The following is a 22,494-nucleotide window of genomic DNA, read 5'->3' as shown; positions in this document are numbered from 1 at the left end:
GGGATGGTGGCTTCCGGGGCGGGCGAGGGATGCCGGCCCGCCCCGGAGCCTGATCGGATGGTGGGTTACGCGGCGGGGTTCACGCGGTGGGCGTAGACCTGCTCGATCCAGCCCGCCTTGAACGCGGCGAGGTCGTCGCGGAAGTTCGCCATCGAGGCACCGTAGGGCGCGACCACGCCGCCGGACTGGTCCGGCACGGACTGGCACCCGTGCACGAGCCGGCCACCGAGCGCCGTATGGGCCTTGATGGACTCGATCCGGCGGTGCTCGTTGAACCAGCCGCCGTGGTAGACCTCGTCGAGCATCCCGCCCATCTCGTCGTCCAGGTCGAAGACGACGGACGTGGCGGCAGGGAAGAACCAGCACGGGCCGACGTTGGAGATGTGCCCGTCCACCTCGACCTTGTTGAGCGCCATGAGCGTGGCCGCTTCGCGGAGCATCCGCAGATGATCGGCGGTGATCTGCGGCAGGCCGAGGCCGGCCAGGTGCTCGTCGCGGAAGAGATACGCGTACACCTCGTACGCGGTGGCCAGAACGCGGGCCGCATCGGAGGTGGACTCGCTGTGCTGCTTGATGAAGTCGAGCGCGAACTGCTCGACCGCGCTCTCGGTCGTCTCGTCCACCTCCAGGAGCTGGGCCTTGACCAGCTCCCAGTCGGCGACGAGCCACGTGCTCGACTCGAAGCGGAAGAAGTACTCGGCCGGGTCGATCGTGATGCGTCGGCCGTCGACCTGGATGCCGGGCAGCCGGCTCCAGCGCGAGTCGAACGCCTCGGGCAGCTCGACCGTGATGGCCGTGGTGTCGATGGTGGTCACCGTGTCTCCGTCTCTGATCGGCCAGGTTCGGGCACAGGAATGCCCGAGCCCGGTGTGGGCGTACGGAACTTCGGGGTGCCGCCCGGACCAAGGGGGAGCCTGGATCACGGTCGCGCCGTTCCGGGCGGCTGCTGATAAGTGAACCGGTGGTCACGCTCAGTGGGTACGGTGGAAGGCAGTTGAAGCGGTATACGCGGTTTACAGCTCCAGGGCGGAGGCGATCGTGGCGGCGCAGCGAGAACCCAACTCCCGTCTGCGGGACGTCATCGACTCGGCCGGCTGCACTTACGAGGCCCTCGCCCGAGACGTGCGGCGCATCGCTGCCGAGAACGGCGAGATCTTTCAGACCAACAAGTCGGCCATCTCGCACTGGGCGAACGGCACTCGTGCCCCGTCGGGCCGAGTAGGCCAGTACCTCGCCGAAGCGCTGTCCCGTCGAGCGGGGCGCACGATCACCCAGACCGAGATCGGCCTCCAGACCAGTGATGACGAAGAGTCGGCGGAATCCGACCCCGTCCTCGCCGTCACCGACCTGGGCCGGGCCGACGTCGAGCGCCGCCGCTTCCTTGCCATCGCGGCCTTCACCACCGCCGGCGTCGCCATGCCGCTCGGCTACGACCACGAAGCCACCACCCGTATGCTCCGAGCCCGCACCGGCACGTCCCTAGTCGGCGCGGAGGACGTGGACGTCGTACGCCAGATCACCGCGGCCTTCAGCGCCGCCGACGAACGCCTCGGCGGTGGGCACGGACTGACCACCGTCACCGCGTACCTCGCCGACACAGCGGCCCCCATGCTGCGCGGACGCTTCCCCAGCGATGCCTTACGCTGGGCCGCCTTCGGCGCCGTCGCCGAACTCGCCTACCTCGCAGGGTGGAAGCACCACGACCTCGGCCAGGAAGGCGCCGCCCAGCGCTACTACCAGGTCGGCTACAAGCTCGCCTGCGAAGCCGACCCCCACGGCCACGCCGCCTGGATGATGCGCGCCCTCGCCCACCAGGCCCTGAGCCTCAAGCAGCCCCACCACTGCGTCGACCTCGTCGAAGGCGCCCTGCGGCGCGGACTCGGCCACGTCGACGGCCAGACCGAGGCCCTCCTCCACATCACCCACGCCCGCGCCTACGCGGCCACCGACGAGAACCCGTCGGCCGCACGCGCCCTCCTCGCCGCCGAGGACGCCCTCCTACGGGACGACGGCCCCCAGCCCAGCTACTCCCGCGTGAGCGGCCCGGCCGCTGGCACCGTGGCCAGCCACACCGCCCGCACCCTGACCGACCTCGCCGACCACATCGGCACCGAACAACAGCACCGCGATGCCCTCACCCGCTGGGACCCTGAAAAGTACAAGCGCGTCCACGCCCTCACCCACGCCGACCTCGGCGACAGCCTCGCCGCCCAGGCCCGTGCCGACGAGGCCGTCGCCGCCTGGACCCAAGCGCTGGTCCTCATGGAGGGCATGACCTCCGACCGCACCCGCAAGGCGATCACCTCGATCCGCTCCACCCTCGCGGTCTACCAGCGCCGCCGTGTCCCTGGCGCCGCCGATCTCGCCCGCCGCGCCCGCGAAGCCCTCGCCTAACATGCCCAACACCCGCCCGACGAAGGGAACACCGTGACCCAGCAGACCGAAGACCAGCCGAAGGCCCTCAAGCCGGCGCTCGAATCGATGACCCTGCTGGTCGCTGCGGTTATCGTCCACGACAAGGCCACCAACCGCGTCGTCCTCCTCCAGCGCAGCGAGAACGCCAAGTTCGCCCAGGGCATGTGGGACCTCCCCGTCGGCAAGAGCGAACCGGGCGAACCGATCACCGAGACGGCCGTCCGCGAGCTGTACGAGGAGACCGGCCTCACGGTGAAGCCCGAGTCCCTCAAGGTCGCCCACATCATCCACGGCGCCTGGGGCGTGGAGGCCCCCAACGGCTTCCTCACGGTCGTGTTCGCCGCCCACGAATGGACCGGCGAACCCGAAAACCGCGAACCCCGCAAGCACTCCCAGGTCCGCTGGGTCGACGCCAACGCCATCCCCGAGGCGTTCGTGGATACCACGGCCAGCGCCCTCCACCACTACCTGAATCACGGTTCGGAAGTCTCGCTGGACGGCTGGTCGGCAGCGTGAGCATCACGCTGCTCCACCTCATACCCAAGGACCCGTACTTTTTCACCTGCGTCGGCCGCGAGCCAGGCTACGCAGGCCCAGCTACAGCAACTGGTTCCTGAAGCGTTGGGTGGTTACGAAGTTTGGGACATCCCCGGCACAGCCTTCATCGACCCCGGGGAGAACTGGTGCGGTGTTCGGTGCCCCGTGTGCAGCTCCGACATCCAAGACTGGTGGGGCAACGCGATGGACACGGCAGCCCTTCCGGACGGCTATTTCGACTCACTTGCCGTGACGGTGCCCTGTTGCTCTGCCCAGACGGACTTGAACGCCCTCGACTACGTCTGGGCTGCGGGTTTCGCCAGGTACAGCCTCGTAACCAGAGATCCAGAATGCGAGCTGCCGCTACCGCCAGCCAGCGTCCAAGCGCTGGAGGACCTCCTGGGCACGGACCTGCGGCAGGTCATCGCCCGGTACTGACGTCAAGCGCTGGCTTCGCTATGCAGGGCCACTCGGAAACAGAAGCCCGTAAGGCAGGTAATCGTCGTCCGGTACGCGCGGCACGTAGTCCGGAGCCGTGCGTGCAGCCACCGCCAGCAGGCGAGCGGCAGCCTCCTCCTCGGAGATGGAGGCAAGCCCGAGGGCGTGCAGAAGGCGGTCGCGCTCGGCGTCGAAGTCCGGGTGGTCGGCCCGAAGGTCCAAGCCGAGCTCGCTGATCGCGAAGCCCTTCGCCAGGTCGCGCCAGAAGGGCAGCACGACGATGAGTGTGATGGCCTCGACGAGGTCGGCGCCGATCAGTGTGGCCTGGCCCTCCGAGTCGGCGTACAGGACGGGCCTCTCCTCGGCCCCGGCTTCCCCGCACAGGAAGTACGTGCCGCCGGCGCCGCAGCCGGCTATCGGGTGTAGGGGGATAGCGGTGGGAAGGGCAAGGTCCTCAATGGGGTCCCGGCGTTCGACGTCGAAATCGCCAGGCCAGGCGAGCGCGGCAGCAAGGGAAGGCTCCTGCTCGATCCGAAGGAGTAGATCGTCTGGTGCGGTCATGGGTGGAACGTAACAGCGCCCTCGGACATCTGGTGCGGCTGGCATGCTGATCGACGCTCAAGGGGGGCTGTCAGTGGGGCATGGCACAGTTCGGCCATGAGCTACGACCTGGCGGTGTGGGAAGGCAGCAAGCCCGCTGACGATGTGATCGCGGGCGAGGTCTTCACCCAGCTGTATGACCGCTACATCGATACGGAGGAAGAGTTTCCACCGTCACCGCGTATCGCGGAGTACGTTGCTGGGCTCTTGGCGCGATGGGTGGATCTCACGGAGGACGAGGAGGACACCTCCCCCTGGTCGACGGGGCCGTTGATCGGCGAGGCGTCCGGGCCGTTCATCTACTTCCCGATGCGGTACAGCATGGCCGAGGAGGCTTCGGCCTACGCCGCCGATCTCGCGGCATCGATGGGGCTCGTTTGCTATGACCCGCAGGCTCAGCTGCTGCGGCCGTGACCGCCTTCGGACCGAGGGCGGGTGCAGTCCGGCACGACCTTCTTGTGCGCAGGTAGCGTGACCGGCATGTCCGAGGAGTTGCCCGGTTTTCCCTACCACCCCGACCCCTTGGCGACCGGGGCGGTCGTTGCGTCCAGCACGACGTGCTTCTGCTGCGAGAGGGCGCGGGGGTTCATCTACACGGGCCCGGTGTACGCGGTCGAGGAACTTTCCAACCTGCTGTGCCCGTGGTGCGTCGCGGATGGCAGCGCGGCTGCGAAGTACGACGCACACTTCATCGGTGACCCGGTTGGGGACGATGTCCCGCTTGAGGTCGTGATGTCCGTCGATGCGTGTACGCCGGGCTTTTCCTCCTGGCAGGACCCGCGGTGGTTCTTTCACTGCGGTGACGGTACGGCGTTCATGGGGGCGGTGGGGGCGGCCGAGCTGGCCACGTTCCCAGATGCCTGGGAGGAGCTGCGCAGCGAGGCCAGCGCTTGGGGGTGGTCTGCCGAGACAGTGGAGAGCTATCTGGGTGCTCTGGACAAGGACAGTCAGCCCACCGGCTACCTCTTCATGTGCCGCACTTGCGGCCGATACATGGCGTACGCGGACTTCACGTAGCAGCAGTCAGGCGGCTGCGGCTACGGCCGGGTCCAGCCGTTGGTGAAGTCGCAGTGGAGGTCGGTCAGGCGGCGCTGCTCGGCGGGGGTGAAATAGGGGGAGTCCTGAAGGTGTGCAAGAGCCTGGACCCACTGGTCCCAGAGGCCGTCGGGCTCCGTGAAGCGGTCGGCGTGGTGTGTGCTGAGCTGGGCGTCGAGGCGGAGGAGGGCGCCGAGGGCCGCAGGCTGGTCGTAGCGCAGGTCGGTGCGGGGGAGGTAGTGGTCCAAGTAGGCGCTGAGGATCTCGGCGTCCGCGTGCGTGCCGAAGCGGGCCAGGGCGAAACAGTAGGCGCTGCCGGAGAAGCAGAACTCGCTGGCCAGGAGCAGGTCGCCGATGCGTTCGCGGAAGGTGGCGCGTCGGCCTACGCCGATCAGCCACGCAGCGGTGAGGCGTGAGCGCCACTCGTAGCCGAGGAGGGCCTCCAGTTCGGCGTCGGTGATCGTGGCCGCGTCGTCGATGAGGTGACGGGTGAAGCGTTCGGTGTGTGGCCACCCGGGCCGCAGGACACGACCGCTTTTCAGTTCGCGGTAGCGCGGGTGGTCCGAGTCCTTCCTCGTCACGTAGCGCTCGATCACGTGGCCGTAGCCGATCTCCTCGGGGTGCTGGAACGGCATCGGTCACCTCTTCGGGTATAGGTCGGTACGGTCGATCCAGGTGGGAGCGACGAAGATGTTGTCGCCGACGGGGGCTTCGGAGGCTTCCAGCAGGGACCAGGTGCGGGACTCTTCGACCAGGTGCTCCCAGGGCGCACTCCAGTCGAGTTCCCAGTCCAGGCCGGTGCCGGAGACGCCGTACGTGCGGCCGGCGTCCACGCGCCAGAACTGGGAGTAGAGGATCACCTGGGCGTGGTCGGCCAGGTCGTTGATGATCTCGGGGAAGCGGGCCAAGGGCCAGCCGGGGGCGTCGTTCGCCGCGGTGGCTCGTAGGTGAGCGGTGAGCGGTGGGACGACGGGGGTGCGTGCGCCGAGTTCGGTCAGGGCCCAGCGGATGCCGCCCGGCTCGGTCCAGTCGGGCGGGGTCGCTCGTTCCAGGCATGCGCGGTAGGCGCGGCGCAGGGGCTCGACCGCACCGTCGATATCCAGGCTTGCCAAGGCCATGGCCGCCCATTCGCGGACGGTCGGGTTGTCGCTTGTCAGTAGCCCGATGAGGGCGGGACCGCAGTGGGGGTCGCCCACCTCCTCGAAGACTTCGATGGCGGTCTGCTGCCCGAAGCCGCCGAGGGAGGGCAGTCCGTCGATGACGGCGGGGATGGCGTCGGAGCCGATGTCGATCAGTTCTGCGCGGGCGTCGTACGACGGGCCGGTCGAGTCATCGAGCTGCTGGATGAGTCTCTCGATGTGGGCGGTCATGGGTGGTCCCGGCGCCAGAAAGTGGGGAGCCACCAGCAGAGCACCGAGCGGTCGTCGGGCCACGGGGCGCGGTCCTCGGCTTCCCAGTCCTCGAAGGAGTCGCGTGTCAGGTCGATGGGTCGCCAGGCGGGGTCGAGCGGCTCGTCCGCCGCCGGCGGGCGGACGTACTGCCGGCCATGTTGGTCGCAGGCGCCGAAGTCCTGGTAGTTCCGCTGGGCCTCGATCAGGGAGACCTTGTTCGCTCCGCCGTCCATGGTCGGCCAGCGGAACTGGACCCCGTCGTCCTCCCAGAAGCAGACGGGGCAGATCTCGTACGAGCCGGGCATCGCGTCCAGCACGCGGTGTCCGCAGCAGGGGCAGGGGTAGGAGTCGCTCACCCGCGCAGTCTCGTTGCAGGTCCCGCCGGTGTGCCATGGATTTCTCTGCCTCGGCGTACCCAGCCAGTCCGCAGCCAGTCCGCGGGACACCCGTAAACGGCCGTCGGGTGCCAACGCCTGCCAACGAGGAAATCTCAGGTCAGAGCCCTGCGCGGGGCTCCGCCGCAGGTCAGGATTGGCCGCCAGACATTCCGCTTCAACGTGTGATCACCTCGCTGCTCTGCGCCGGGTGATGCGTCACGTGCGCAGGCTGGAAGGGGTCAGGCTCTTGTGGGTCTGGCCCCTTCGGTGTTCCCGTGCCGACTTGGTGATGACTCCCGGTCGCCCCGCGGCGGGGCGGGCTTGTCGGGATCCAGGCTGATCTCGAAAGGAACCGGACGTCTGAGAGTGCCTCGGAAGCCGCCGGCGGGCGCGTGGGCGCCGGCCTCGAAGACTGGGGCCTGTGGCTGCGGATGACCGATCTCGGCCTGCGTTTCACGACGGTCCACGCGCACACCGTGACCCTTCTCGACGACCGTTCCACCCGCAGGCACCGAACCGTGCGGCGCCACCGGCTCCCGCTCGCCGTCTTCGACGACGCACGGCGTGCCCACGCCGCACTGCGCCGCCTGCGAGGTGGCGAGCACGACGAGGAGTTCCGCCACGCGTGCCTCGCGGACACCATCGAGTGGTACGAACGAATGGAGACCACCCCGGAGTTCGTCCTTCCCGCGGGCCGGCGAGGGGAACTGCGCCCCGAGATCACCCGCCGTGGGACGGCGTCCGGGGAGCTGTGGCCTGACCTGGTTCTGGTGCCTGAACGCCACCGTCCGCCGTCGCCTTCGGGCGTCACCACCACGACTCCGGCCGGGAACCTTGCCGTCGCCGCCCGGAAGTCCTCGGCGGCGCCCCGCCGGACCGTCTCCGTCCGTTCCGTCACGGCAGCGCCACCACCTGTCCGCCGAAGCCCAGCCGCAGGGCTGTTCGCCGCTGCCCGCCGCACCCTCTCCCCGCAGTGTCTCCAGCGCCAGTGGCACCGATGCCACCGAGGTGTTTCCCGACCGCGCCACGCATGTTCGGCCCGTGCACACCATGTACGCGGACGTACCGGGCGGCGCGGCACCCTTCCCGGGTGTCGCGCCGCTCGTCGTTCCCTGGGGCGGCGGACTCAGACGAGGGAGTTGTAGACCTTCCAGCCGGGCCCGACGTTGACGCGCGCCGCGTACGGCGTTGCGGCGTTGCCGGTGCCCCGGTAGAGCCACAGCGTGCCCGTGGTGTCGCGGGCCAGCAGGTCGGCCCTGCCGTCGCCGGTGACGTCGCGCGGTCCGGCGAAGGCGTTGTAGGTGTTCCAGCCGCCGCTGATCAGGGTGCGGGCGGTGAAGGGGGTGGTGGTGTTGCCGGTGCCGCGGTACAGCCACAGCCTGCCCGTGGTGTCGCGGGCCAGCAGGTCGGCCCTGCCGTCACCCGTCACATCGCCCGCGCCGGTCAGCGTGGTGTAGGTGTTCCAGCCGCCGCTGATCAGGGTGCGGGCGGTGAAGGGGGTGGTGGTGTTGCCGGTGCCGCGGTACAGCCACAGCCTGCCCGTGGTGTCGCGGGCCAGCAGGTCGGCCCTGCCGTCACCCGTCACATCGCCCGTGCCGGTCAGCGAGGTGTAGCCGCCCCAGCCCGGCCCGACCTTCCTTCGGGCCGCGAACGGAGCCGCCGCCTTTCCGGTCCCCTGGTACAGCCACAGTGTGCCCGTGGCGTCGCGGGCCACGACCGAGCCGCTGCCGTCCGACATCACCCGCGAGACGCTGGTGATCAGGTTGTACGTGTTCCAGCCGGGGCCGACGCCGAGGCGCTTCGCGAGTGGCGCCGCCGGCACGCCCGTGCCGTGGTACTGCCACAGCACCCCGGAGGTGTCCCGCGCCAGCAGGGTGCCGAGCTGCGCCGACGGCGGGGTGCCCGTGCCGCTGACCGTCTCCAGCATCGCGCCCTGCCCGGCATCGCCGGTGATCTCGTAGGACGCCGACCAGGTGCCGACGACGGCCGGCGAGAAGGTCACGGTCTGCCGCACGCTCTGCTCGGGACCGATGACCAGGCCCTCGGGCAGCGGGTCCGCGCTGGTGAACACGCCGGCCGGCGCCTTCGCCTTGGTGATGGTGACCGGAACGTTCCCGGAGTTGGTGATGGTGAACGACTTGGTGACCGACGTGCCGCGGGTGACCCCGCCGAACGCCAGCGACGGGGGAGTGAGCAGCAGGTGCCCCTGCCCGCTGATCGCGTTGCCCTCGATCGGGATGGTCAGCGTGCCGCTGGTGCTCGTCAGCGTGAGCGACGAGGAGTGCCGGCCGGTGGCCGTGGGCGCGTAGCCGACCCGGAGCACGACCGAGCCCTGGGCCGGGACGACCGTCGGGTCCGCCGGGTCGGCGTTCGGCAGGTTGTCCGCGCTGAACGGCCCGGTGGGCGAGGCGACGGAGGTGATGGTCTCCGGCTCGGTGCCGGTGTTGGTCACCTGGACGTTCGCGGTGGCCGCGGTCCCGGTCGGCTGGTTGTCGAAGGACACCGTGCCCGGGAACGCGGCCAGCCCGGCCCTGGTGCCGATGCCGTGCAGGCTCAGCGCGAACGTGCCCGCGCCCGTGACGACGGTGAGCGTGCCGCTCGCGCCCAGGACCGCGGTCGGCCTGAACGTGACCGGCACGGTGAGCTGCCCGCCGGCCGGGATCGAGGCCGGCAGCGACGAGGTGTCCGCGGTGAACGGGCCCTCGACGCTCACCGACCTGATCGCCAGCTCCTCGGACGGGTTCTGGTTCTCCGTCAGGACGACGTCGGTGCTCGCCGAGTCGCCGACCTGCGCCGTCCCGAAGTCGACCGGTCCGCCCTTGAGCGGACTGCCCACCGGGTTGCCGTACGCGTAGACCTTGCCGTCCCGCGTCCCGACGAAGACCTGGTTGCCGTCGGTCGCCGGGACGGCGAACTTCGACGCGGTGCCGATCGGCGCGGACCAGACCAGCTTCAGGACGCCGTTCGCGTCCGGCACCGGATTGTAGGCGCGCAGCTGGGCGCCCACGCCCGTCGGGCCGCCCGACCACACGACCCACACCAGGGCGCTGCCCGAGCGCGTCCCGTCGGAGGTGACCACCGCCGAGCCGCTGGTGTAGGGGAAGGAGTCCTGGCTCGCGCCCGCGACGCTCAGCGCCGGGTCGCCCTTGGCGGTCACGCCGCGGTGCAGCGCCGTAAGCGAGCCGCCGTTGCCGACGACGTACACATAGCCGCCGTCACCGCCCCAGACCGCGGGGTGGCCCCACTGGCCCTTCAGCGGTCCGGTGACGCCGACGACCGCGTCCGTTGCGCCGGGGCCCTGTGAGCGCCCGCCGAGGTGGTCGCGGTCCAGCAGGAACACCCGGCCGTCCTTGCCCTGCTGTACCAGCAGATGCGGGTGGGAGGCGGTGCCGAAGCTGTCCGGCAGGCCCACCGGGCCGCCGGAGGCCAGGTCGGTGTCGAGCTGGTCGAGCGTCGGCGCGTTGGACGGGCTGAAGAAGTCCGCGGCCTTCAGGCTCTGGTCGGGCTGCACCTGGAGCCGGACCACGGACTCCGCGAGTGTGCCGGGCGGCGAGGTGCCCGGGCCGGGCGCCGGGCTGACGCCGTTGCCGGTGGCCACGAATATCCGGCCGGGACCGTCGGAGACCAGCCCGCCGCCGGACTGCCAGATGCCGGCGCCGCTGTTGCTGGCGCCGGTCTCCGCCGCCCACATCGACGTCACCGAGGGCGACGTGGTGCTGACGCCGACCACGTAGCCGCGGTAAGGCTTGGTGTCGCAGTGCCCGCCGAAGCCCGCGTACACGACCCCGTCGAGCAGCAGCAGCCCCGGCCGCTGCATCTCGTACGCGGGCAGGAACGACTGGCTCGGGTCGTTGGACGCCGAGCCCTGGATCGGCACGGGAAAACCTTGCTTCTCCGCACCGGTGACCGGGTCGAGCGCGTGCATGTACCAGTGCGGGTTGAGCGCGTTCGGGCCGTCGTCGACCTTGGTCGTCAGGTAGACCGCGCCGGTCGCGGGGTCGTACACCGGCGTGCCGGTGCTGCCGACGTTCGGCGCCAGGTCGCCGCAGCTGAGCGTCGCGGCCGGCCACGCGGGCCCGAAGTCCCGCTGCCACAGCACGGCGCCGGTGCTCCGGTCCAGGCCGTAGGCCATGTTGTTCTCGGTGACCGCCACCACCGTGGCGCCGACCACGATCGGCTGCGCGTAGATCTGCCCGTCCAGCTGGGCCGGGGCCTTCCACAACTGCCCGAACGACGACGACCGTACGTCCGCCGCGCTCAGGCCTGCCTCACCCTGGTCCCAGCCGGTCCGCAGCGAGTCCACCGACCCGGTGGTCTCGCTGGCCTGCGCCTGCGGGACTCCCACGCCGATCAGCCCGCCAGCCGTCAGCGCGCCCGTCACCGCGAGCACCAGCCCGCGCCACCCGGCCCGTCTCTTCCGTATGCCGCCGCGTCTGTCAGCATCCACGACCAAAACCCCCTCCGATGCCCGGCACATGAAGCCCCCGCGACCGCGCTCCTCCCGCGACCGCCCTCCCCCGAGCCGCCCGGCGCCTCAGGCGGCCTCCTCATACGGAAGAACGCGGCGCGCGGTCGCGGCCCGCGCATCAAACCACACAATCCATCCCATGTGACCGGGTTGCACCTGCTGTCTCGCGCGGCCTCTCGCGATGCGCATTCGGACAACTCCCGTACCGCGCAAAGCCATCTGTGGTTCACCTGCGGGTGGCGGGTGGCGGGTGGCGGGTGGCGGGTGGCGGGTGGCGGGTGGCGGGTGGCGGGTGGCGGACGGATGCCTCCCGCGCTGGGCCGAGGGTCTGTGCTCGCCGTGCCCCCTCAGGGGCCGTAGTCATTGCGGAGCGGGTGGGCGATCTCTGTCAGGGCGCTCTCGGCGAGGCGTTCGGGGACCTCAAGCGGGCCCGCGCGGTGTCACCGGGACGGTCCGGGGTGGGCGTCCTCGCGTCGGCGCCCGCTCGGGCTGCTTCTCGTACAAGGCCGAGCCCGCCCGGCAGGCCGGGGCCGGCCGCGTCGGCAGGTTCCGCGCGGGTTGCCGTGGCGACGCCGGGCCCGGGGGCTGCCGGCGAGGGGCGTGACGGTGCTGTGACGCCGGAGTGACGGGGGCCGTTCACCATCGCCGTATGCGGATCAGCAGTGGTGGGGGGAGGAGGGTGCCGGTGACTGGTGTGACGGATGCCCCGCGAGCCCTGCGGGGCGCACTGGTCGCGGTGGACGAGAGCAATCCCGTGGCCTCCACGGTGGTGTTCCAGTACAACCCGGAGGAGATGACCCGTCGGCTGCGGGCGCGATCGGCCGCCGGGACGGACGTCGACACGAACGGCGGGGCCCGCGACGAGGCGCTGCGGCTGGACGGCGCACCGATCGAGACGATCTCGCTCGCCGTGGAGCTGGACGCCAACGACCGGGCGGCCGCGGAGGATCCGGCGGCCGCGCTGCTGGGCGTGTACCCGCAGCTCTCGGCCCTGGAGATGATGCTGTACCCGAAGAACGCGGCCGTTCTCGCGAACGACGCGCTCGAACTGCTGGGCACGATCGAGCTGGTGCCGCAGCAGGCGCCGCTGACGCTGTTCGTCTGGGGCCCCGGCCGGGTGCTGCCGGTGCGGCTGAGCGGCTTCTCGATCGCGGAGCAGGCCTACGACGCCGATCTGACCCCGCTGCGTGCCCGCGTGGACCTGGAGCTGCGGGTGCTGTCCTACAGCGATCTGCCGGCCACCGACCCGGGGTACCACCTGTTTCTCGTCCATCAGGTCGCGAAGGAGGCGCTGGCCGTGCTCGGCAGCGTCTCGGCGCCCCTGCGGCTGGGAGCCCTGGCGGCCGGCGTCAGCACCGCAGGAGCGGCACGGTGATCGATCCCGCGAGCCGCTACGCCACCACCGAGATCGCGACGGCCCAGGTTCCCGACCCCACCGGCGGCACCCGCGAGGTGCGCTGTCTGCGCCGCAGGTTCCTGCCACCGCCCGGCGGCTCTCAGACGCTCACGCTGCACACCGTGGCCCGCGGCGACCGGCCGGACCTGGTGGCGGCCGCGTACCTCGGCGATCCCACGCTGTTCTGGCGGGTGTGCGACGCCGCCCTGGTCATCCACCCGGACGAGCTCACCGCCGACGACCGGATCGGCGGGACCGTCCGCGTCCCCTTTCCGCAGCCGTGATCCGCGGGCCGCGGCGGGCACGAGGGGAGGGCCGGGCATGTTGTCGGGCAGTACGAGGCTGACCGTGCTTCTCGGGCCGTCGGTGCCCGTTCCCGCTCCCGCGCAACTGGTGCGGTGCATCGAGGAGGTCCAGGTGACGTCCTCCGCCGATACCCGGTCCGGTTTCCAGCTGGTGCTGGGCGCCGGACGGGACCGCGGTACCGGCCTGGTCGACTTCCCGCAGCTGAGCGGCGGCCGGCTGCGGGCGTTCGACCGCGTGGTCCTGATCGTCACGACGGGCGGCCGGCCACTGGTCCTGATGGACGGAGTCATCACCCACCGCGAGCTGACGCCGGGTACGGTCCCGGGCTCGACCCGGCTCACGGTCACCGGCGAGGACGTCAGCGTGATGATGGACCTGGAGGAGAAGTCGGCCGCCTACCCCGCCCAGGACGAGGCGGCCATCGCGACCCGGCTCATCCTCGGCTACCCCCGGTACGGCCTGGTGCCCAAGGTGATCCCGCCACCGGTGGTCGACCCGCCGCTGCCGATCGACCGGATCCCGGTGCAGCAGGGCACCGACCTGGCGTACCTGACCGCGACGGCCCGGCGGTTCGGCTACGTCTTCTACGTCACCCCGGGTCCGGCACCGCTGGTCAACACCGCCTACTGGGGGCCGCCCAGGCGCGTCGGGCCCCCGGCCCCCGCCCTGTCGGTCGGCCGCGGTCCGGCCGCCAACGTGCAGCAGATCACCTTCCGGAGCGACCCGCTGGCCCCGGTCCAGGTCTCCGGGTCCGTCCTCGACCCGCTCAGCGACACCGTGCTGCCGGTGCGCGGGGCCGGCAGTCTGCGGCCACCGCTGGCCGCCTCGCCCGACTGGGCGGTGAACCGGCCGAACGTGCGCACCGTGGCCTTCCGCGAGAGCGGACCGGGCGCGGTGCAGGCGGCCGCCCGTGCCCAGGGCACGGCCGAGGCGTCCAACGACGCGCTGGTGGCCACCGGGACGCTGGACACCCTGCGCTACGGGACGCTGCTCACCGCGGGCGGCCTGGTGGGCGTACGCGGGGCGGGGTGGGAGCACGACGGGCTGTACTACGTGCGGCAGGTCACCCACGCCATCGCACGCGGCCGGCACACCCAGCAGTTCACGCTGTCCCGCGAGGGCACCGGGAGCACCGTGCCGCTGCTGCCGCCGAAGTCCGGGGCGGGGCGGTGAGGCGGTGACCGCGACGATCCGGAAGCGGGCCATGATCCACGGCGGCAGGGCCGCCGGCCGAACGCGGGAGGGTGCGTGATGAGCCGCTTCTACGGCAAGTACCGGGGGAAGGTGGCCGACAACGCCGACCCCAGACAGCTCGGCCGGGTGCAGGTCGGCTGCCCGGCCGTCCTGGGGGACGGCATCAGGGTCTGGGCGATGCCCTGCGTGCCCTACGCCGGGCCCGGGGTGGGGCTGTTCGCGCTGCCCCCGGTGGGCGCCGACGTGTGGGTGGAGTTCGAGGGCGGCGATCCGGACTACCCGATCTGGGCGGGCTGCTTCTGGAGCACGGGCCAGCTGCCCGTCACACCGGCGCTCGCGCAGAAGAAGGTGTTCCGCACCGACGGGGTGACCGTGACCGTGGACGACCTGTCCGGCTCCGGCGGGCTGACCGTCGTGGTCTCCCCGCCGCTGGTGCCCGCGGAGCTGCGGCTGGCCCTGACCGCCGCTGGCATCGAGCTGTCCAACGGCCGTTCCAGCGTGAAGCTGACCCCGGCCTCGGTGTCGGTCAACGACGGCGCCCTGGAGGTCGTCTGATGCCCGGTTACCTGCTGCACGCCGGTGCCACCGTGGCCTGCGCGCACACCGGCAAGGCGACGCCGGCAGCCCCGCCCGATACCCGTGTCAAGGTCGGCGGGTTCCTGGTGACCGTCGCCACCGACAAGTACACCGTCCTCGGCTGCCCGCTGCCCGCGCAGCCGGGCACCGGGCCGTGCGTCAGCGCGCAGTGGGCCGGTGCCGCGACCCGGGTGCGGGCCGGGGGCGTGCCGGTGGTGCTGTCCGACAGCCCGTCGGTGTGCACGCCCACCGGCACCCCGCTGACCGTGCAGGTGGCCGTCCAGCGCCGGGTGCGGGGGGTGTGACCGGTGCACATCGGCTTTCCCTTCCGCGTCGACCACCGCGGCCGCACCGCGGGCGCCGACGGCGAGGAGTACGTCCGCGGGCTGATCGAGCAGGTGCTGTTCACCGCGCCCGGCGAACGCGTCAACCGGCCGGGTTTCGGCAGCGGCCTGCGGCAGCTGCTGTTCCAACCCGCCTCCGGGGAACTGGCCACGGCCACCCGGGCGCTGGTGCAGGCGGCGCTGCAGCAGTGGCTGGGAGCCGAGATCGCGGTGCAGGCCGTCGACGTCGTCGCCGACGACGGCACCGTCCGGGTCACCGTGCAGTACCGCACCCGCAGCGCGCCCGCCCCCGTCACCGCCGTCATCACCCGGGCGGCCTGACATGGCGTCCGACATGGCCACCCCGGTGTACGACACCTCCGGCGGGTCCGGCGACGCGACGGCGCTGCGGCTCGCGGCGGTCCGCGCGGACGGCAGGCTCAACGCGTTCGAGGGCCTGGAGGTGGACGACGGGCATCCGCCGCAGGTGCCGCCCCAGCGGACCCTGCTGGTGCGCTGCCTGCGCCCGGTGCCGGCCGGTCTCGACGCCGGCTCGCTCACCGTCGTGGGCGGCGTCCGCGGGGACCGGACGCTCAACCCGGTGCCGGTGGTGTGGGCGCTGCCCGCGAACGGCCTCGCCGCCGCCCAGACCACCGGTCCGGACGGGCCCGCGGACCCGGGCCGGGTCACGGCCGGCGACGTGGCGGCCTTCGCGGCGCTGCCCGACCCCGACCGGCTGCTGGTGGTGCGCACCGGCTCCTCCGGCGACTTCTCCCCGTACGCCCTGGTGCTCGCCGACCCGCAGCGGTACGGCTTCGACCCGCGGCTTTCCCAAGTGCCGTTCACCTTCAAGGTGGACTGCCTGGCCGACCTCGACCCGCGGCCGCCGCGCACCCTCCCGGCGGTGCCCGCGCCCGTGCCGGCCGCCGACTACCTCAGCCGCGACTACGCCGGGCTGCGCCGGCTGCTGCTGGACCGGCTGTCACTGCTGCTGCCCGGCTGGAGCGACCGCAGCCCGGCCGACCTCGGCATCACGGTCATGGAGATCCTCGCCTACCTCGGTGACCAACTCGCCTACGCCCAGGACGCCGTGGCCACCGAGGCCTACCTGGGCACCGCACGCCGCCGGGTGTCGGTGCGCCGCCACGCCCGGCTGCTGGACTACCCGATGCACGACGGGGCCGCCGCCCGGGTCTGGCTCGCCCTGGACGCCGACCCGGGCGCGGACGGCACCGCGTTCCCGGCCGGCACGGAGGCCGGCGCGGCGGACGGCGGCACCGACGCCGTCTTCCGCACCCTGCACCCGCTGACCGCCCGCACCGCCCGCAACGCCGTCGACCTGTACGCCTGGGGCGAGGAGCGCGCCTGGCTGCCGGCCGGCGCCACCCGGGCGACCCTGGTCGGCACCCCTTCCGGGCTCGGCCTGACCGCCGGTGACGTGCTGGTCCTGCAGGAGGTGCGCGGCGACGACGGGAGCGCCGGGACGGCCGACCCGGTCCGGCGCCGGGCGGTGCGCCTGGACGCGGACCCGGTCGCGGACACCGACCCGCTGACCGGCACCGAGCTGGTGCGGGTGAGCTGGGACCGGCAGGACGCGCCGCCGTTCCCGCTGCGGCTGTGGCGGTTCCCGGACGGTGACTCCGGCACCGTGGGGGCCACGGTGGCCCGGGCCAACGTCGTGCTGGCCGAGCACGGCACCCTCGTCGGCCCCGAGCCGCTGGTTCCGGCCGAGGTCCCGGTGCGCGGCCGCTACCGGCCCCGGCTCGCGCGCCCCGGGCTCGCCCACGCCGTACCGTACGACCACCGGCGGGCGCTCGGCCGGCCGGCCGCCGAGGCGCTCGCCGTGGACCCGGCACTGGCGTTGCCCGCGCTGGACGCGCTGCACGACGGGACGGGCCCCTGGACCGCGGTGCGCGACCTGCTGGACGCGGGCCCGTACGCCGCGCAGTGCGTCGTGGAGACCGAGGACGACGGACGGGCCTTCCTGCGTTTCGGCGACGGGGACGGCGGCCGCGCCCCCGTCCCGGGGACGGCCTTCACCGCCGCCTACCGGACCGGCGGCGGCACGGCGGGCAACGTGGGCCGCGACACCCTCACCCGGCTGTCCATGCCGGTCACCGGCGTCCGCGTCGGCAACCCGCTGCCGGCCGCGGGCGGCACCGACCCGGAACCGGTCGAGCAGGTCAGGCAATGGGCGCCGCAAGCCTTCCGGGTCCGGCAGCGGGCCGTCACCGACGCCGACTACGCCGAGGTGACGGGCCGTCTGGCGCAGGTGCGGCAGGCGGTCGCCGCCCGTCGCTGGACCGGCTCCTGGTACACCGAGACGGTCACCGTGGAGCGCGCCGACGGCCTGCCGGCGGACCGCGCGTTCCGGGCCCAGGCCGCCGCGTACCTGGAGGGCTACCGGATGGCCGGCGGGGACGTACGGGTGACCGCGGTCGTGCCGGTGTCGCTGGACATCGTCCTGACGGTGCACGTCGCGCCCGGACATCTGGGCAGTGACGTGCGACGGGACCTGCTGGAGGTGTTCAGCGCCGGGCTGCGGGCCGACGGCACCCCCGGCTTCTTCCACCCCGCGAACCTCGCCTTCGGCCGGCCGGTCTATCTCAGCCACATGGTCGCGGCCGCCTCGGCCGTCCCCGGCGTGCTCTGGATCGACACCGACGACACCCCGCCCAGCCCCAACCGCTTCCGGCGCTGGGGACGGCCGGCCGCGGGCGAGCGGGCGGCCGGGCTGATCGCCATGGGCCGCCAGGAGGTCGCCCGCTGCATGAACGACCCCAGCCGGCCGGAGCACGGACGGATCGACTTCCTGACGGAGGGCGGCGCGTGAACCCCGACGACACCGCGGCGCCCGCCGCCGCCGGGCCGTCCGCCGGCCCGGCGGTCCGCACCGGCCTGTCCCACCGCGCCGGCACGCACGCCGAGGTGCTGGACCGCGCCCTGACCGCCCTGCGCCTGCGGCTGCCCGCCCTGACCCGGCAGGACACGGACGACCCCGCGGTCGCCCTGCTGGACGCGTGGGCCACGGTGGCCGACATCGTCACCTTCTACCAGGAGCGGATCGCGAGCGAGGGCTATCTGCGCACTGCCACCGAGCGCCGGTCGGTTCTCGAACTCGCCCGGGCGATCGGCTACGAACTCGCTCCCGGTGTCGCGGCCGCCACCTGGCTGTCCTTCACCGTCGAGGACGTCGTCGATCCCGGCGCCCAGGCCGTCGTCCCGGCCGGCACCCGGGTACAGAGCATCCCTGGCCAGGGCGAACTGCCCCAGACCTTCGAAACGGCCGAGGAGCTGACCGCCCGCGCCGAGCGCAACGCGCTGCGACTGCGCCTGAGCCGCACACAGCGGATCACCACCGGCGCCGCCCAGGTGCTGCTCGACGGGGTCACCACCGGCCTGCGCCCCGGCGACCCGCTGCTGGTCCGCCGCCCGGACGGCCAGCAGCCGTGGCAACTGCGGGTGCTGACCGAGGTCGAGCCGCACCCCGCCGACGCCTCCGGGAGCCCGGCGACCACCCTGGTCCGCTGGGACGAGCCGCTGGACCTGACCGACCCGTCCGCCACGGGCGATCCCGCGCCGGTGGAGGTGTACGCGTTCCGGCAGCGGGCGGCGGTCTTCGGCCACAACGCCCCGGACTGGCGGATCATGCCCGACACCGTCCGGCGCAACTACGCGCCCCCCGGCCCGGCGGACGGCGGTGATGCGACCCCACTGCCCGCCCAGTGGCCCGGGTTCGCGCTCGCCGACCCCGCCGACGGCGTCGGGCCGGTCCTCGAACTCGACGCGCCCTACCCCGAGGTGCTGCCCGGCTCCTGGCTGGTGCTGCGCGCCCCGGGCCTGGTGGAGCTGTACGAGGTCGTGACGGCGGACCTCTCCGCCGCCGCCGACTTCGGCCTGACCGCCACCACCACCCGGCTGCGGCTGCGCGGCTCCGGCCCGATCGCTCCCTTCGACCGCCGCACCACGACGGTCGACGCCCGAAGCGAGCCCCTCCGGCTGGCCGAGGAGCCGGTCACCGCACCGGTGACCGGGACCGGCCTGCTGCTGGAGCGGCCGCTGGTACTGACCCGCGGCAGCACCGTGATGGTGACCGGCAGCACCCCGGACGGCCGGTCCACCACCCAGCCCGTGGCCGTCGCCGACAGCGCCGTCACCGCCGACGGCACCCGGCTCACCCTCGCCGAGCCGCTCGCGCTGCCGCTCGATCCGGCCTCGGTACGGGTGTTGGGCAACGTCGTCGCCGCCACCGCCGGGGAGAGCGTCACCGACGAGGTGCTCGGCAGCGGCGACGGCGCGAGGGGCAACCAGGGCTTCACCCTGCTGCGGGGGGACCTCACCCACACCACCGCGGCGGTGCCCGGCGGGGTGCGCGACTCGCTGAGCGTCCGGGTCGACGACGTCGAGTGGACCGAGGCCGCCTCGCTGTACGAGCTGGGCCCCCACGACCGCGGGTACGTGGTCAGGATCGGCGACGACGGTTCTGCCGGCGTACTGTTCGGCGACGGCGAGCGCGGCGCCCGCCTGCCGTCCGGGCAGGACAACGTCCGGGCCGACTACCGCAGCGGCACCGGCCCCGCGGGCAACGTGGCCGCCGGGGCGCTCTCCCTGCTCCCGGTCCGGCCGCTGGGCATCCGGGACGTGACGAACCCCGTGCCCGCCACCGGCGGCGCCGCCCCCGAAGGGCTGGACGACGGCAGGACCGCCGCGCCGCTGTCGGTGCGCACCTTCGACCGGGTCGTCTCCCTCGGCGACCACCAGGACTTCGCCCGCACCTTCGCCGGCATCGCCAAGGCCACGGCCACGGCCCTGCCGGGCGCGCGCCGCCCCTTCGTGCACCTCACCGTGGCCGGCCCCGGCGGGGCGGACGTGCCCGCGGACACGCTCGCCGCCCTGCGCGCCGCGCTGGACGCGGCCGGACGGCCACCCGGCCGGCTCGGCCTGGACACCTACCGGCCGCTGTCCTTCGCCGTCACCGTCGCCGTCCTGGCCGCCCCCGACCGGGAGTGGCGGCAGGTCGCCGACGCGGTGCAGGAGGCGCTGCGCACGGCCTACTCCTTCGACCGGGGCGACTTCGCCCGGCCCGTGCCCGCCTCCGGCGTGCTCACCCTGGTCCAGCAGGTGCCCGGCGTGCTGGCCGCCACCGTACGCGCGCTGCACCTCGTGGATGCCCCCGACGTCGATGCCCCCGACAGTGGCGCCGTCGCCGAGGTGCTCGTCGCGCGCCCTGCCCGCCTCGGGCGGACCGGGGTGCTCACCGCCGAGCTGCTGCTGGCCGACCCCGGCCGGATCACCGTGACGGAGCTGGTGCCGTGACCCCCGCCGACCCCGACCGCCCCGTCTACCGGCTGCTGCCCGAGGTCCACCGCAGCCGCGACGCCGAACTCGGCCACCCCCTGCGGTCCCTGCTGGAGGTGGTCGAGGAGGAACTGCTGCGCCTGCGCGAGGACATCGACGGGCTCTACGACAACTGGTTCGTCGAGACCTGCGCCGCATGGGTGCTGCCCTACCTCGCCGACCTGCTGGGGCGGGGAGGGCCGGGAGACCTCACCGGCGGCCCCGGCGGCGCGGTCCCGCGCCGTGCCCTGGTCGCCCACACCCTCGCCGACCGGCGGCGCAAGGGCACCCCCGGCGAGCTGCAGGATGCCGCCCGCGACATCACCGGCTGGCCGGTCCGGGTCGTGGAGTACTTCCGGCTGCTGGGCACCACCCAGAACGTCAACCATCCGCGCCCCGGCGACACCCGCACCCCCGACCTGCGGGACACCGCCCGGCTGGCCCTCATCGGCACCCCCTTCGACCGGACCTCCCGCACCGTGGACGTCCGCCACGCCGACCGCCGACGCGGCCGGTACAACATCGGCGTGGTCGGCCTGCACCTGTGGCGGCTCGCCGCCCATCCCTGCACCGGCGTGGACGCCCGGGCGGTGGACGCGGCGGCCGGCCGCTGGACGTTCGACCCGGCCGGGCGCGACCTGCCGCTGTTCAGCCGCCCCCGTTCGGCCGCGGCCCCCGCCGAGGAGACCGACGCCCCGGCCCCGCTGCGCCGCCTGAGGCTGCATCAGGAACTGACGGCGCTCCGCGCCGGATCCCCGTCCACCCTGCTCGACGGACCCGACCCGCTGCTGACGGTCACGCTGCCCGACGGCCCGGTCGAGCCGGCCCGGCTGATCTGCGCCGACCTCACCGGCTGGGACCGCCCGCCCGCACCGTCCGACGGCGCGGCCCCGCAGGTCGCCGTCGACCCGGCACTCGGCCGGCTCACCCTGCCACCCGGCATCGCGCCGGAGCGGGTGCGCGTCGCCTACTCCTACGGCTCCCCGGGCAACCTCGGCGCCGGGCCGTACGACCGCCGGGCCACCCTGGCGACCGCCCTCGCCGCCGGCGGCACCCCCTGGCCCGACGCGCCCGACTGGCAGATCGCCGTGAGCCGCGACCCCGCCGGTTCCGGCGACCCGTCCGTGCCCACCGTCACCACCCTCGGCGCCGCCGTCACCGCCTGGAACGAGCGTCCCGACCCGCGCCCCGGACAGGTCGGCGTCATCGCCGTCCAGGACAGCGCCACCTACGACGAGGACCTCACCGGCCCCCGGCGCATCCTGATCCCGCCGGGCAGCCGGCTGATCGTCCTGGCCGCCGCCGGACGCCCCGCCGCCCTGGGCGCCTTCGGCCTGCGGCCGCATCTGACCGGCACCATCGAGGCGGCGGCCCCCGGCGGCCAGGTGGCGCAGCCGTCCCAGCTGGTCCTGGACGGTCTGTCGGTCGAAGGCCGGATCACCGTCGCGCCCGGGAACCTCGACAGCCTCGTGGTGTCCGGCTGCACCCTGGCGGGCGACCGCGCCGCCGCCCTCCCCGACGGCGGTCTGATCTCGGCCGAGGCCAATCCGCGGCTGGCCGTACGGCTGCTGCGCACCGTCTGCGCCGGAGTCCGGCTGAACGACGTCCCCAGGCTGGATCTGGCCGACAGCATCCTCGGTCCCCGCGCCGACGGGCTCGCCCTCGACGCGCAGCCGGCGGACGTCGGGATCGAGGCGAGCACCGTCCTGGGCCGCATCACCGCCCGCAGCCTGACGGTCAGTGACAGCATCCTGCGCGACCGCGCCGAGGTCGTCTGGCGCCAGCAGGGCTACCTGCGGTTCAGCTACGCGCCACCGGACTCCCGCGTGCCGCGCCGCTACCGCTGCCAGCCCGCCGACGACGCGGCGGCCGGCCGGGTCGCCCCGGCCTTCGACACCCTCGACCCGGCCGCGCCCGGCTTCGGGCGGCTCGCCGCACACTGCCCCGCGGAGATCGCCGAGGGCGCGGAGAACGGCGCGGAGATGGGCGCGTACCGCTTCGTGCGGCAACCGAGGCGGCTGGCCGACCTGGCCGGCCGCCTCGACGACCACCTGCGGTTCGGCCTGGAGGCGGGTGTCTTCCTTGCGGACTGAGCGGAACG

19 protein-coding genes are annotated in these 22,494 nt (G+C 73.2%); 13 read left to right on the top strand and 6 right to left on the bottom strand.

Annotated elements, in window-relative coordinates:
- Nucleotides 1-65 precede the first annotated feature (65 nt).
- Nucleotides 66-815 carry a hypothetical protein gene (locus EDD90_RS20565; protein ID WP_123974432.1) on the bottom strand — a complete coding sequence of 250 codons (750 nt, stop codon included), beginning with the start codon at nucleotides 813-815 and terminating at the stop codon, nucleotides 66-68.
- A gap of 223 nt (nucleotides 816-1,038) precedes the next feature.
- Here EDD90_RS20565 and EDD90_RS20560 point away from each other — a divergent pair, with 223 nt between their 5' ends.
- Together EDD90_RS20560 and EDD90_RS20555 are read left to right on the top strand one after the other, a co-directional pair.
- Nucleotides 1,039-2,394 (top strand): tetratricopeptide repeat protein, encoded by a 1,356-nt coding sequence (locus EDD90_RS20560; protein ID WP_123974431.1) that lies wholly within the window; start codon nucleotides 1,039-1,041, stop codon nucleotides 2,392-2,394.
- Between the two features lie 33 nt (nucleotides 2,395-2,427).
- Nucleotides 2,428-2,931, top strand: a complete 504-nt coding sequence (locus EDD90_RS20555; RefSeq protein WP_123974430.1) for an NUDIX domain-containing protein — start codon at nucleotides 2,428-2,430, stop codon at nucleotides 2,929-2,931.
- 477 nt (nucleotides 2,932-3,408) lie between these two features.
- On the opposite strand, the gene EDD90_RS20550 is transcribed toward EDD90_RS20555, so the two are convergent.
- Nucleotides 3,409-3,951 (bottom strand): hypothetical protein, encoded by a 543-nt coding sequence (locus tag EDD90_RS20550; protein WP_123974429.1) that lies wholly within the window; start codon nucleotides 3,949-3,951, stop codon nucleotides 3,409-3,411.
- Between the two features lie 96 nt (nucleotides 3,952-4,047).
- Here EDD90_RS20550 and EDD90_RS20545 point away from each other — a divergent pair, with 96 nt between their 5' ends.
- Nucleotides 4,048-4,404: a hypothetical protein gene (locus EDD90_RS20545; protein WP_123974428.1), complete on the top strand. Its 357-nt coding sequence runs from the start codon at nucleotides 4,048-4,050 to the stop codon at nucleotides 4,402-4,404.
- A 66-nt stretch (nucleotides 4,405-4,470) separates the two neighbouring features.
- Nucleotides 4,471-5,007: a CbrC family protein gene (locus EDD90_RS20540; RefSeq protein WP_123974427.1), complete on the top strand. Its 537-nt coding sequence runs from the start codon at nucleotides 4,471-4,473 to the stop codon at nucleotides 5,005-5,007.
- 20 nt (nucleotides 5,008-5,027) lie between these two features.
- Here EDD90_RS20540 and EDD90_RS20535 read toward each other — a convergent pair whose 3' ends face one another.
- The 4 genes from EDD90_RS20535 to EDD90_RS20510 form a co-directional block, all read right to left on the bottom strand.
- Nucleotides 5,028-5,660 (bottom strand): DUF6000 family protein, encoded by a 633-nt coding sequence (locus tag EDD90_RS20535; RefSeq protein WP_185149170.1) that lies wholly within the window; start codon nucleotides 5,658-5,660, stop codon nucleotides 5,028-5,030.
- A 3-nt stretch (nucleotides 5,661-5,663) separates the two neighbouring features.
- The gene (locus tag EDD90_RS20530) at nucleotides 5,664-6,395 is read right to left on the bottom strand and encodes a HEAT repeat domain-containing protein (protein ID WP_123974426.1); all 732 of its coding nucleotides are present in this window, start codon (nucleotides 6,393-6,395) and stop codon (nucleotides 5,664-5,666) included.
- Complete coding sequence (locus EDD90_RS20525; protein WP_123974425.1) at nucleotides 6,392-6,772, bottom strand: CPCC family cysteine-rich protein; 381 nt, start codon at nucleotides 6,770-6,772, stop codon at nucleotides 6,392-6,394. The genes EDD90_RS20530 and EDD90_RS20525 overlap by 4 nt, the downstream gene beginning before the upstream one ends.
- 1,147 nt (nucleotides 6,773-7,919) lie before the next feature.
- Nucleotides 7,920-11,240 (bottom strand): choice-of-anchor D domain-containing protein, encoded by a 3,321-nt coding sequence (locus EDD90_RS20510; protein ID WP_185149169.1) that lies wholly within the window; start codon nucleotides 11,238-11,240, stop codon nucleotides 7,920-7,922.
- 706 nt (nucleotides 11,241-11,946) lie between these two features.
- Here EDD90_RS20510 and EDD90_RS20505 point away from each other — a divergent pair.
- The 9 genes from EDD90_RS20505 (at nucleotide 11,947) to EDD90_RS20465 (ending at nucleotide 22,486) form a co-directional block, all read left to right on the top strand.
- The gene (locus EDD90_RS20505; protein ID WP_221305116.1) at nucleotides 11,947-12,636 is read left to right on the top strand and encodes a hypothetical protein; all 690 of its coding nucleotides are present in this window, start codon (nucleotides 11,947-11,949) and stop codon (nucleotides 12,634-12,636) included.
- Nucleotides 12,633-12,941: a LysM domain-containing protein gene (locus EDD90_RS20500; RefSeq protein WP_123974421.1), complete on the top strand. Its 309-nt coding sequence runs from the start codon at nucleotides 12,633-12,635 to the stop codon at nucleotides 12,939-12,941. The genes EDD90_RS20505 and EDD90_RS20500 overlap by 4 nt, the downstream gene beginning before the upstream one ends.
- Nucleotides 12,942-12,978: 37 nt before the next feature.
- Nucleotides 12,979-14,136, top strand: a complete 1,158-nt coding sequence (locus EDD90_RS20495; RefSeq protein WP_123974420.1) for a hypothetical protein — start codon at nucleotides 12,979-12,981, stop codon at nucleotides 14,134-14,136.
- Between the two features lie 78 nt (nucleotides 14,137-14,214).
- The gene (locus EDD90_RS20490) at nucleotides 14,215-14,712 is read left to right on the top strand and encodes a phage baseplate assembly protein V (protein ID WP_123974419.1); all 498 of its coding nucleotides are present in this window, start codon (nucleotides 14,215-14,217) and stop codon (nucleotides 14,710-14,712) included.
- Nucleotides 14,712-15,038 carry a hypothetical protein gene (locus EDD90_RS20485; protein ID WP_123974418.1) on the top strand — a complete coding sequence of 109 codons (327 nt, stop codon included), beginning with the start codon at nucleotides 14,712-14,714 and terminating at the stop codon, nucleotides 15,036-15,038. Before EDD90_RS20490 ends, EDD90_RS20485 begins: the two co-directional genes overlap by 1 nt.
- A gap of 3 nt (nucleotides 15,039-15,041) precedes the next feature.
- The gene (locus EDD90_RS20480) at nucleotides 15,042-15,398 is read left to right on the top strand and encodes a GPW/gp25 family protein (RefSeq protein WP_123974417.1); all 357 of its coding nucleotides are present in this window, start codon (nucleotides 15,042-15,044) and stop codon (nucleotides 15,396-15,398) included.
- A 1-nt stretch (nucleotide 15,399) separates the two neighbouring features.
- On the top strand, nucleotides 15,400-17,889 hold the full coding sequence (locus tag EDD90_RS58600) for a putative baseplate assembly protein (protein ID WP_123974416.1): 2,490 nt from the start codon (nucleotides 15,400-15,402) through the stop codon (nucleotides 17,887-17,889).
- Nucleotides 17,886-20,372 carry a putative baseplate assembly protein gene (locus EDD90_RS20470; RefSeq protein ID WP_123974415.1) on the top strand — a complete coding sequence of 829 codons (2,487 nt, stop codon included), beginning with the start codon at nucleotides 17,886-17,888 and terminating at the stop codon, nucleotides 20,370-20,372. Before EDD90_RS58600 ends, EDD90_RS20470 begins: the two co-directional genes overlap by 4 nt.
- Nucleotides 20,369-22,486, top strand: a complete 2,118-nt coding sequence (locus EDD90_RS20465; RefSeq protein ID WP_123974414.1) for a hypothetical protein — start codon at nucleotides 20,369-20,371, stop codon at nucleotides 22,484-22,486. The genes EDD90_RS20470 and EDD90_RS20465 overlap by 4 nt, the downstream gene beginning before the upstream one ends.
- The last annotated feature ends 8 nt before the right edge of the window (nucleotides 22,487-22,494 follow it).

Origin of the sequence: Streptomyces sp. Ag109_O5-1 (genome assembly GCF_003814875.1) — a bacterium.
Taxonomy (GTDB): domain Bacteria; phylum Actinomycetota; class Actinomycetes; order Streptomycetales; family Streptomycetaceae; genus Streptomyces; species Streptomyces sasae.
Note: the sequence above shows the minus strand (reverse complement) of the source record. Positions and strands in the feature narration are given on the sequence as shown.